Source organism: Clostridium sp. DJ247 (assembly GCF_014231265.1).
The window spans coordinates 71,197-83,717 of record NZ_JABAIW010000016.1; the positions used below are offsets into that span (position 1 = coordinate 71,197).

A 12,521-nucleotide genomic window follows, 5' to 3' on the forward strand; every position below is an offset into this window, starting at 1 on the left:
AATGTTTATAATATCATTTATTAATTAATTAATTATACGAGGGGGAAAAGAATTTGAAACGTTCAAAACAAAAGATAGCAGCAATATTAGCCACAGCATTAATTTTAAACTTTGCACATGTTCCCATGAAAGCTTTAGCAGCTGATGAACCAGCATTACTTGTTACGGAGCTAATGCCAAATACTAAAAATGAAAATGGTGCTGATGCCTATGAGTTCATTGAGCTGTATAATAATTCAGAAAGCACTATTAATGCAAAAGACTACAAGATTATTTACGATTACCAAAATAGCACTCCAAGTCTTACCTGGGACATTAATGCTGATGTAGAAATACCAGCAAAAACAGCTTTTGTAGTTTGGGTTGACAACGGGTCAAACTCAAGTCTTAATTCAACTGATTTTAGAAATACTTTTAATATTACTTCTACAGTTGATGATAAATACATAATAAAAATGCCTTGTGGAAAAGGAATGGCTAATACAAGTCCACGTACTATACATATACAAAAAGATGATGGTACAGAACTAAGTTCAGCATCATATGTAGGTACTGATGCAAGTGATGATACTAAAAGTGCTCATTACAAGTATAGTGGAAATTCTACTATAGCAGCACAAAAGACTATAGACACACCATCTCCTTGTTCTCTTAGTACTGATGAAGGAATTAGTGTTGATGAAGCACCTGTTGATAGTACTGCACCTATAATAGTTCATACAAAAATTGGTGATATAAGTGATTCTACAACGGATGCTGCTATTAATGCAGTTATAACTGATGATACAAAAGTAGAAACTGCTAAACTGTACTACAAAAGTGATGAGGATACTGATTTTAAAAGTATTGATATGACTGATAATGGAAGTGATAACTATAGTGGCATAATTCCATCTACATCGCTTACAGGTTATAGTCTTACATATTATATTGAGGCTTCAGATGGAATTAATGTTGAAAAAACACAAGAATATTCTATAGCGGTTAATCAGGGAACTAACGATAATTCTGGAACAACTGATGATCAAAATCAGCCACCTTTTATTATAACTGAATTGCTTCCAGACTCTAAAACTAATTTAAATGGATCAGATGCTTATGAGTACATAGAGGTGTATAATAATACTGACAAAGATGTAGATTTTAAAGATTATAAAATTCAGTATCATTATCCTGACAAAGGAGATAGCGGTGATGTTTTATGGCCAAGCACTCCTGAAAATATTATAATACCATCTGGTAAGCCAATAGTTTTTTGGATTATGAATGGTAATAATAATTCATTGACAGTAGATGACTTTAATAATTATTTTAAAACATCCTTAGTTGAAAATAAAGACATTGTACGTATATATTCAGCTGGTATGGCCAATTCTGGAGCACGTGGAATAAAAATATGTACTAATACAAATTTGCCTATAGTAAAGGCACTTTACAATATGAATGGTGTTGATGATACGGATCCTGATAAAGGAATACAGTATAGTTATAATTCAGATAATCCTTATGATTTGGTAAATAAGGATAAGTTAGATGCTACTCCTGGAACTGTATCTGTGTCACAAGTTCCAGCCAATAGACTAAATATTTTAGAAGACACTATAAAACCATCAATTGAAATTAAATCAGGTACAGAAATTAATCCTGATGAGGATTTTGATATCAACGCCGTAATAACAGATAACACAAGTGTTAAAACTGTAAATCTATATTTAAAGAGCAGTGCTGATAGTGATTATACAAAGTATAATCTTACTGCCGGAAGCGATTCTGCATTTCATAAGGTGCTAAGTACAGTAGATGTTATTGGAAAGAAGTATTATGATTACTATTTCGAAGCTGAGGATGGAACTAATGTTACTAAAACAGAAGTGCAGCATGTAAGTGTTGCAAATGTAAACTTAAATCCACTTCGCTTAAATGTAGATGATACTTTCATAGGCAAAGGTACTGTTTCTATTAAAGCAAGTCAAGATGTATATCCATCTTCAGCAAGTTTGATAGTAAATGGACAAGATATAACCTCATCCTCTAAGCATGCTTTAGAAAGTGACCCTGTTTTTGCAGTTGATGTTACGCAAACAGATACATTTTTTAAGAATGGAATTGCAGTAGGTACGGATTTACTTAAAATGTTTGATGATGGACTTTACTCAAGCGTAAAAACAATGAGTGTACCTGTAAAAGCTTCATATTTTGAGCAAGGTAAGACTTTTACGATAAGCATCCATTCAGGTACGAAAAAAAGTCCATTTCAACATAATGATGGTGAAAATAATGATAACTTCCAAGTTAAAAATATTCGTTTAATATTACCAGATGGGCGAGAACTTAGATCTGCAGAGTATTTAGATCCCAATAAGCTTATTAATATAGGTGATAGTGCAGGTATGTTGGAAGTTCTAGATTGTAACTTTACTGTTCCAGATGATGCATTTAAAGCCTTAGAATATCAATGGGATACAACAAAGGTTACAGATGGTGAAAACTATTCTATATCAACAACGGATGGTAGCAATAATATATCCGCCAATGTAAAAGTTGATAATACCGCTCCTTTAATTACAACTAATATGACAGACACTCAATATAAAGGTGATTTTAATATTGATGCATCTGCTCCAGATATCACTGCAGGACTAAAATCCCTTAGTGCAACTTTAGATGGAAAAGAAATAACATTACCTTACAATACCTCATCTGTTACTCTGCCATCAGGCAATCATGTACTTAGCTTAAAAGCAGAAGATAATGTGGGTAATATTTCTGAAAAAACTGTTAATTTTACAACACCTGTAGAAAATCCAAATAAACCAGAGATAGTTTCACCTGCTGATGGAACTAAGCTTAATGGTAAGGAGGCCACTTTAAAGGTAAGTGTTTCTGACCCAACTCAAGACGATATGACAATAAAATTCAAAAAAGGTTACAAGTATACTGTGGCTGATAAAGAGATAACTGTAAAATCTGGAGCTACTGATTATAATCCTATGGATGGTAGTGTGGTTACTGGAAGTGATCTTGATTCTATAAAAAGTGATGATGGTAAAGAGTTATCTAATACATCTAGTGATAAATTTCCATATCATTTGTTTGAAGTAAAAGTTCCGCAGGATGCAGAAGATGATTATGTAGCAAATATATTGTGGAAAGGCTCCTCTAATGCAAATAACAAAGTAGCTATGTATGTATGGAATTATACTACAAGTGTTTGGGAAACAGCTATCTCTCATGTAGCAGAAGATAATAATGCTTTTGAATTAAATGCTGATGTTAACATAAAAGATAGAGTTGCTAATGGTACAATGAAGGTACTTGTACAGGAGTTTATGAACAGTAACTCACAAATTGGTGATAGTAACAATGGCAATAGTAACATACAAGGTGTTAATGTACCTACGGGCAATGCAAATGACACTCCTAGAGAAAATTATGATTTTACTTTAGCTTGGGAATCAGATACACAATATTATAATGAAACCTGGTATGAACACCAAATGAATATAAATAATTGGATTCTTGCTAACCGCGATAGAATGAATATCAAGTATGTTTTCCACACAGGAGATATTGTTGATGAATCTGATAAGCAGGAACAGTGGAATCGTGCTGATGCTGCTTATGAGATGTTTGATAAAGCAGGAATCCCTTACGGCGTATTGGCAGGTAATCATGATGTAGGTCATAAAGCTGAGGACTATACTGAATACTCTAAGTATTTTGGAGAAGACAGATACAAGAACAATCCTTGGTATGGAGGCAGCTATAAAAATAATAGAGGACATTATGATTTAATATCCTCTGATGGAATTGATTTTATCATGATATATATGGGTTGGGGAATTGGTGATGAAGAAATAGCTTGGATGAATAGTATACTTAAACAATACCCAAATCGTAAAGCAATACTTAATTTTCATGAATATTTACTGGCAACTGGAGGTTTCGGAGAAATTCCTCAGAGAATTCACGATGAAGTTGTAAAAACAAATCCTAATGTTAGTATGGTATTTTCAGGCCATTATCATAGTGCAAATCAGAAAGTAGAAGAATTTGATGATAATGGAGATGGAGTTTCAGATCGTAAGGTATACCAAATTCTATTTGATTATCAGGCTATGGCAGAAGGTGGACAAGGATATATAAGACTTATGCACTTTGACCTAAAGAATCAGAAGATAATATTCCGTACCTATTCTCCATCACTGGATGATTATGATGCTGAAGTTCCAGAGTTCCCTGTAAGTCAGGAGGAATTTGAAATACCTTTTAATGATTTAGGATTATCCGTTAAAGAGAAAAAAGTTTCTACAGATTATATGAAGGTTAACTTATATACAGATAATGAAATTGGTAAAGTTGAAAATGTAAAAAGTGGAAGTGAAGCATCAATGCAGTGGAATAATGTGCCTGCAACTCCTACTGGTTGGTATGCAGAAGCAAGGGATGCTTTTGGAGGAATTGCCAAATCAGAAGTTAGTTATGTAACTGGAGGAAGTAATACGTCATCAGGAAGCAGTAATTCATCATCTGGTAAGGGTGGCAGTTCAACACCAAGAACCCCTGTAACGCCAAACCAATCACCAGCAGTATCAAAAAGAATAGCTGGTGCTAATAGAATGGATACTTCTATAGCAATTGCTAAGGAGCAATTTACAGATAAAGAACCAGATGCAGTTGTTTTAACTTCAGGAAATAATTTTCCAGATTCACTAGGGGGTTCATTATTAGCATATAAGCAGAATGCACCAGTATTATTAGTTGGAAAATCAGTTAATGATAGTAAGAGTGTGTTAGATTATATTACATCTAATTTAAGTAAAAATAAAAATATATATCTATTAGGTGGTACTGGTGTTGTTAATGAGGAAATTGAAAAATACTTAACAGCACAAGGATATAATATAGTTAGACTTGGTGGTAAGAATCGTTATGAAACAAATCAAAAAATTGTTGAAAATTTAAATGTAGCAAAAGGGACTCCAATTGTTATTACCAGTGGAAATGATTTTGCTGATGCACTTAGTATATCCAGTGTAGCTGACATAAATGGTTATCCAGTATTAATAAATGATAAGGATAATTTATCAACAAATATCATTAATAACATAACTAACATACAGCCAACAACTGTTTATGTGGTAGGAGGAACTGGGGTGCTTAGTCCTAACATTGAAGCTCAAATAAAGAAGCTAAATGGAAATATTAATATAGTAAGATTGGGTGGAAAAGATAGATATGAAACTTCAATGATTATAGCAGACAAGTTTAATTTGGACACTAATACTATAACTATATCCTCAGGAAAAGACTTTCCAGATGCATTAAGTGGGTCAGTATTAGCTGCAAGAAAAAAATCTTCTATATTACTTATAGACAATGATAGCATAACTACACAGAAGGATTTACTAAATAAACAAAAAATAACAGATATAATTGTGTTAGGTGGAGAAGGAGTAATAAACAAGGATACAGTAAATTCATTAGTACAAAAGTAACACCTACAGTAATAAGATAAAGTTAGAAATATTAATAAAAACCTTCGAACTTAATTTTAAGTTCGAAGGTTTTTATTAATAAAGAGCTTATGGCATCATTGCAGGAAAGTTAAGCCCTGTTTTTTCATCTAAGCCGAAAATTATATTCATATTTTGAACTGCCTGCCCTGCAGCACCTTTCATTAGGTTATCTATAGCAGATCCTACAATTACTCTATTGGTTCTTTTGTCTACTCTTAATCCTATATGGCACATGTTAGAACCTTTAACCCATTTAGTTTCAGGCATATACTCAGTAATTTTTACGAAAAACTCATCTTTATAAAAATTATTAAATATTTCGTATATGTCCTCTTCAGACACATTAGAAGTTAGTTCCGCATAGCACATAGATAAAATTCCTTTATTCATAGGAATTAAATGAGGAGTAAAGGTAAGTATTATGTCTTCACCATAAACATTGGACAGTTCCTGTTCTATTTCAGGTGTATGTCTGTGTGCTGCCACAGAATAAGCCTTTATAGATTCGTTACATTCAGCAAAAAGATTTGCTATATTTGCACTTCTGCCTGCTCCTGATACTCCAGATTTTGCATCGATTATGATAGATTTTGGATTTATAATTTTAGCGTTAAGCAATGGTGCCAAAGCTAATATGCTGGCTGTGGTATAGCAACCTGGATTAGCTATTAAACATGCCTCTTTTACTTTTTCACGATGTAGTTCAGGAAGACCATAAACAGCTTCGTTTAAAAGTTCACTGCACTGATGTTCTAGCTTATACCATTCTTTATAAGTTTCTTTTGATTTAAGTCTAAAGTCTGCACCTAGGTCTATAACTTTTACACCTAAGTCTAATGCTTTTTTTGCTATATCAAAAGATTTTCCGTGTGGAAGACATATGAAGAGTACATCAATATCTTTAAATTGATTTTCTGCTTCTTGAATATTTATGCATATGTTATCTATGAAACCTTCATAATTTTTATATATTTCTCTATATTCCATGTTTTCAAAACTATGGGTACATAAAAACTTGATATATGCACTTGGATGATTGTTCAATATCCAAACTAATTGTTGACCAGCGTAACCAGTTGAACCTATTATACCTATATTAATCATTAATATCACCTCTAAAAATTCGTTTAAACAAAAATAATTATACAAAAAATAATATAATTATGCAATAAAAAATAGAAGAAAATAATTGCATATTAATAATTGACATAGTATAATTATACATATCAGTTAGGAGAAGGTTGGTGGAGCATGTGTTAAATGAAGAAAGCTCTGAATACGAAGAGCTGTTATCATATGTAGAAAGGTTTAAAAATAAAACTTTTGTTATAAAATATGGTGGAAGTATAATGAAAAATGAAGCTGCAGCTAAAGCTTTTATTGAAGATGTTGTACTTTTGAAAAAATATGACATAAATATTATAATAGTTCACGGTGGAGGTCCAGAAATATCTAAATGGCTAGGTATAGCTGGTGTTAAAAGTGAATTTAGAAACGGACTTAGAGTTACAGATAAAAATGTAATGGACATAGCAGAAATGGTATTGTCCGGTCATATAAATAAGGATATAGCAGCTAATTTAAGTAGGTATGGAATAAGTGCTGTAGGATTGAGTGGTAGAGATAGTAATCTAATTAAAGCGAAAAAAAGATATCTATATGAAGATGGTAAAAAGGTAGATATAGGTTTTGTGGGAGAAGTAGTTAGTATAAATAAAACTTTTCTGCAAAGTAATATAGAAAAAAATAGGGTATCGGTTATTTCTCCTATAGGATGTGATACTTATGGAAATAAATATAACATTAATGCAGATTATGCTGCATCATTCATAAGTTCAGAACTTAAAGCCGAAAAGCTTATAATACTGACAGATGTTGCGGGTGTTTATAAAGATATAAATGATGAAGATAGTCTTATCAAAGAAATATCTTCAAAACAAATAAAGGAGTATATATCGGATGGAATTATACAAGGTGGTATGATTCCTAAAATGGAGTGCTGCCTTGATGCAATAGATAATGGTACGAAAAACGTACATATCATAGATGGAAGGAAAAACCATAGTTTACTTTTTGAACTTGTTAATGGTTCTGGAACTAAGATAACTTCAGAGGAGGAGATTAGAGAATGTCAAAAGGTAATATAATGAATACTTATGGAAGATTTGGTGTGATCTTTGACAAAGGCTTAGGATGCAAAATATATGATAACAACGGAGTAGAGTATATTGACTTTGTATCTGGTGTAGCGGTAAATTGTCTTGGCCATAGTCATCCAGTGATAATAAAGGCATTAGAAGAACAAAGCAGAAAGCTTATACAGATATCTAATTATTATTGGAATAATAATGCTATAGAACTATCAGAAAAGTTATGTTCATTAAGTGACCATGAAGCAGTTTTTTTCTGTAATAGTGGTACAGAGGCTATGGAAGGTGCATTAAAGGTAGCAAGGAAATATGGAAAAATTAAAGGTGGAGAAGATAAAAATATAATTATATCTATGGAAGACTCATTTCACGGGAGAACTATGGGAGCCTTATCGGTTACAGCTCAACCAAAATACCAAAAAGATTTTATGCCTTTAATTGGTGGAACTAGAACTGCTAAATTTAATGATATTGATGACTTGAAAAATAAGATGGATAAGAATGTTTGTGCTGTAATAATAGAACCTGTTCAAGGAGAAGGCGGAATAAATTTAGCAAATGTAGAGTATTTGGAAGCTGTTAAACAATTATGTGAAGAACATGATGCCTTACTTATTTTTGATGAAATACAATGTGGAGTTGGAAGATTAGGTACTTTTTTTGCTTATCAAAAGTTTGGAGCAATCCCAGATGTTATATGTATGGCAAAGGGACTAGGCGGAGGCTTCCCAATAGGAGCTATTGTTACAAATAAGAAAGCATCAGTACTTGAACGTGGAGATCATGGAAGTACCTTTGGAGGAAATCCTTTAGCAAGTGCTGTTAGTTTAGCAGTGTTAAAAGAATTAATTGAAGGTAATGTAATATCAAAAGTAGATAAGAAAAGTGAGTATTTAGTTTCTAAATTAAAAGCTCTTAAAGAGAAATATAGTACAATAGAAGAAATTAAAGGAATAGGATTATTAATCGGAGTAAAACTTAATGTGGATATAAAAGAGATTAGTAATAAGTGTTTTGAAAATAAACTTTTAGTTGTTACTGCAGGAAAAGATGTTATAAGATTTTTACCTCCTCTTAATGTGGAAAATGAAGACATTGATAAGGCTATAAGCATCTTTGAAGAAGTATTAAAGACTTACAATTAAATTAAAATGCAGATAAAAATAGAAGTGGTGGAAACTGATATTAAGGTTACTGCCACTTCTGATTTTTATTTAATACTAGGTTGTTGTCATAATTAACTTATCCAATAATTACCTAATCTAATGCTTCCATCTTCTCTAAAGTAAGGGTAAAATTCAATTTATTGATGTTTTTCGAAATTATTGATATTATTACTAATATAATAAAAAATAAGTATAGGTGATTTTATGGATAGAACCATTGAACATATAACTAAACACTGGATAAACTTTATGAAAAAAAATATAGTTGCTGAAGATTTAGATGCTGTAGTAAGAGAGTCTTGGCTTAGGTGTAAACAATATGAAGTTAACTATGAAAAAATTCATATAGAAAGATTATCAAAAGAGCAAATAGCTAAGAAAATCAAAGAAAATGAAGAACTTATTAATGTAGCATATCCTATAATGAAAAACCTATATAGCATAGTTTCAGGATCTGGATTTGCTATTATTCTTACGGATAAAGAAGGCTGTATCATTAATATAGTTGGCGATAAAGAGCTTATAAGTATTGAGGATTTAAACTTTTTTATAGGAGCCATATGGACGGAGAAATCTATAGGTACTAATGCTATAGGTACTTCTATTTTTTTAGACAAGCCTATTCAGATAATAGGAGCAGAGCATTATTATGTAAAAAACCATAGTCTTACTTGCTCATCAGCCACTATACATAATGAAAAGGGAGAAATTATAGGTTGTATTAATATGTCAGGAAACTATTCTAAAGCTCATTCCCATACTACTGGAATAGTAGTATCTGGAGCACATTCTATTGAAAAACAATTGGCTTTAATAAAATCTAATAAGCTGTTAAATGTAATATTCGATTCTATATCAGATGGTATGCTGGTGTTAGATGAAGAGTTAAATATTAAAAAAACAAACACTATGGCGTCAAAAATATTAGGAATTAGTGAAGTGGAAATACTAAATACAAATGTTAATTACTTGCTGAGGAATATAGAATCTATAAGAAAGGTATTAAATTCTGGGGAAGTTTATCATAATGTAGACTACAATTTTTATGTTAAAAATAAAAGAATTAAATGCAGCATAACTGCAGCTTCTGTATTAATAAATGAAAAAATAAATGGCATTATAATAACCTTTAAAGATGAAATTAATGTACACAAAATGGTAAATACTATAGCAGGATTTAGTGCAAAGTATAAATTTGAAGACATAATAACTAAAAATCATGAAATGCAGAAAACTATTGAAATTGCTAAAAAAGCCGCAGTCACAGGGTGTAGTATTTTAATAGAAGGACCTAGTGGTACAGGAAAGGAACTATTTGCTCAGTCAATTCATAATTATAGTGATAGATGTAACGGACCATTTGTGGCTGTAAACTGTGCTTCCTTTCCAAAAGATCTTATAGAGAGTGAGCTTTTCGGATATGAAAAAGGAGCTTTTACTGGAGCTGCTAAAGAAGGTCATCCGGGAAAATTTGAGTTAGCTAATGGTGGAACTATTTTCTTAGATGAAATTGGTGAGCTTCCGCTAGATATGCAATCTAAATTACTAAGAGTTTTAGATAACAATAAAATAATAAGACTAGGGGGAACCTATGAAAAATCCTTAAATGTGAGAGTAATAGCTGCAACTAATAGAAATTTAATTGAAGAAATAAAAAACAAAAGTTTTAGAGAAGACTTATTTTATAGAATAAATGTTATGAATATAAAAACCATTCCACTTAAAGAAAGAACTGAAGATATAGAGACTTTAGCAAATTATTTTGTTTATAAATTAAATACTCAAAATCCACTTGCATTTAAAATTCTAGATGTTGAATATATAAATATAATTAAAAATTATACTTGGCCTGGTAATGTACGGGAATTGAGAAATGTAGTAGAAAGATCTTATTATCTATGTGAAAGTAATAACATTACTTCAGAGTTTTTATATGATTATATTGTTAATAAAAAAGTATATAAAAAGAAAGAAAACAAAAAATTAATGACTATGGAAGAAATTGAAAAGGAAAATATAAAGGATACAATTGAACAATGTGATGGTGATTTGACCAAAGCCGCAAGAATATTAAGTATAAGCAGAGCTACTATATATAGAAAAATAAAAAAATATAATATAGTGGTATAATGAACAAGCTTCTAAATATGCTTTCAGTTTTAGCAACATGTCCCTACGTGTAATTCAATTTCAACCAAGGTACTAGATAATATTGTATATGGATAAAAATGTATCTCAAATTGTATCTAAAAAATATAATAATCTCATTTTGAGATTGTTATATTATATCATTTTGATACTAATATTAATTAAATTACTGGCAATTGCTGTTATATATATATTGGCATAAGTCTTGCTTTAAAAGTAAGTATTAAAAAATATTGTAGTATTTTTAACAAATAATATTTAGGGGGAAGATGAATGGCAAGATTTACATTACCAAGAGACATTTATTTTGGAGAAAATTCTTTAGAGACCTTAAAAACACTAAAAGGTAAAAAAGCTATAATAGTTGTTGGTGGAGGTTCAATGAAAAAGTTTGGCTTCTTAGACAAAGTAGAAAGCTATTTGAAAGAAGCTGGATTAGAAACAAAATTAATAGAAGGTGTAGAACCAGATCCATCAGTTGAAACAGTTATGAACGGTGCAAAGATTATGAGAGAATTTGAACCTGATTGGATAGTATCAATAGGAGGAGGATCACCAATTGATGCTGCTAAAGCTATGTGGATCTTCTATGAATATCCAGAATTTACATTTGAACAAGCTGTAGTTCCTTTTGGATTACCAGATCTTAGACAAAAAGCTAAATTTGTAGCTATCCCATCTACAAGTGGAACAGCTACAGAGGTTACTGCATTTTCAGTAATAACAGATTATAAAGCAAAAATAAAATATCCATTAGCCGATTTTAATTTAACTCCAGATATAGCTATTATTGATCCAGCACTAGCACAAACAATGCCAGCAAAGCTAACAGCACATACTGGTATGGATGCACTAACTCACGCCATAGAAGCTTATGTAGCAGCATTAAAATCTGCATTCTCAGATCCTCTTGCAATGCAAGCTATAGTTATGACAAAAGAAAATTTATTTAAATCCTATGAAGGAGATAAAGAAGCTAGGGATGAGATGCATATGGCTCAATGTCTAGCAGGAATGGCATTCTCAAATGCATTGCTTGGAATTACTCATAGCATGGCGCACAAAACAGGTGCAGTATTCCATATTCCTCATGGATGTGCTAATGCAATATTCCTTCCTTATGTAATAGACTTTAATAAAAAAGTCTGTGCAGATAGATATGCTACTATAGCTAAAACTTTAGGGTTATCAGGAGATACTCAAGAAGAATTAGTAGATTCTTTAACAGCTATGATCCAAGAAATGAACAGAAAAATGAATATACCACTTACATTAAAAGAGTATGGGGTAACAGAAGAAGACTTTAATACTAATGTTGATTACATAGCACATAACGCAGTTTTAGATGCATGTACAGGATGTAATCCAAGACCTATAACTGATGAAGAAATGAAAAAAGTATTCCAATGTGCATTTAGTGGAGAAAAAGTTAACTTCTAGGTAACACATAGATAGTCACGTCCGAAATTTAACTTATACTCCGGAATATGCTGCCAAACTTCGGCACGTTAAAAACTTTTAGTCAGTCTAAAGTTCGT

At 31.5% G+C, this 12,521-nt stretch carries 6 protein-coding genes; 5 read left to right on the forward strand and 1 reads right to left on the reverse strand.

The window, feature by feature from the left end:
• Positions 1 to 53: 53 nt before the first annotated feature.
• Entirely contained in the window at positions 54 to 5,498 is a 5,445-nt protein-coding gene (locus tag HGI79_RS08655) for a cell wall-binding repeat-containing protein (RefSeq protein WP_185650321.1), read from the forward strand.
• Positions 5,499 to 5,585: 87 nt separating this feature from the next.
• Here the strand turns inward: HGI79_RS08655 and argC are convergent, their stop codons facing one another.
• Complete coding sequence (gene argC, locus HGI79_RS08660; protein ID WP_185650322.1) at positions 5,586 to 6,623, reverse strand: N-acetyl-gamma-glutamyl-phosphate reductase; 1,038 nt, start codon at positions 6,621 to 6,623, stop codon at positions 5,586 to 5,588.
• A gap of 149 nt (positions 6,624 to 6,772) precedes the next feature.
• On the opposite strand from argC, the gene argB reads away from it, so the two are divergent.
• From argB to HGI79_RS08680, 4 genes are all read left to right on the forward strand, one after another.
• Positions 6,773 to 7,666, forward strand: a complete 894-nt coding sequence (gene argB / locus HGI79_RS08665; protein ID WP_313885193.1) for an acetylglutamate kinase — start codon at positions 6,773 to 6,775, stop codon at positions 7,664 to 7,666.
• Positions 7,648 to 8,814, forward strand: a complete 1,167-nt coding sequence (locus tag HGI79_RS08670) for an aspartate aminotransferase family protein (protein WP_185650323.1) — start codon at positions 7,648 to 7,650, stop codon at positions 8,812 to 8,814. Before argB ends, HGI79_RS08670 begins: the two co-directional genes overlap by 19 nt.
• A 225-nt stretch (positions 8,815 to 9,039) precedes the next feature.
• On the forward strand, positions 9,040 to 10,965 hold the full coding sequence (locus tag HGI79_RS08675) for a sigma-54-dependent Fis family transcriptional regulator (protein WP_185650324.1): 1,926 nt from the start codon (positions 9,040 to 9,042) through the stop codon (positions 10,963 to 10,965).
• 291 nt (positions 10,966 to 11,256) lie between these two features.
• Positions 11,257 to 12,423: an iron-containing alcohol dehydrogenase gene (locus HGI79_RS08680; RefSeq protein WP_185650325.1), complete on the forward strand. Its 1,167-nt coding sequence runs from the start codon at positions 11,257 to 11,259 to the stop codon at positions 12,421 to 12,423.
• The last annotated feature ends 98 nt before the right edge of the window (positions 12,424 to 12,521 follow it).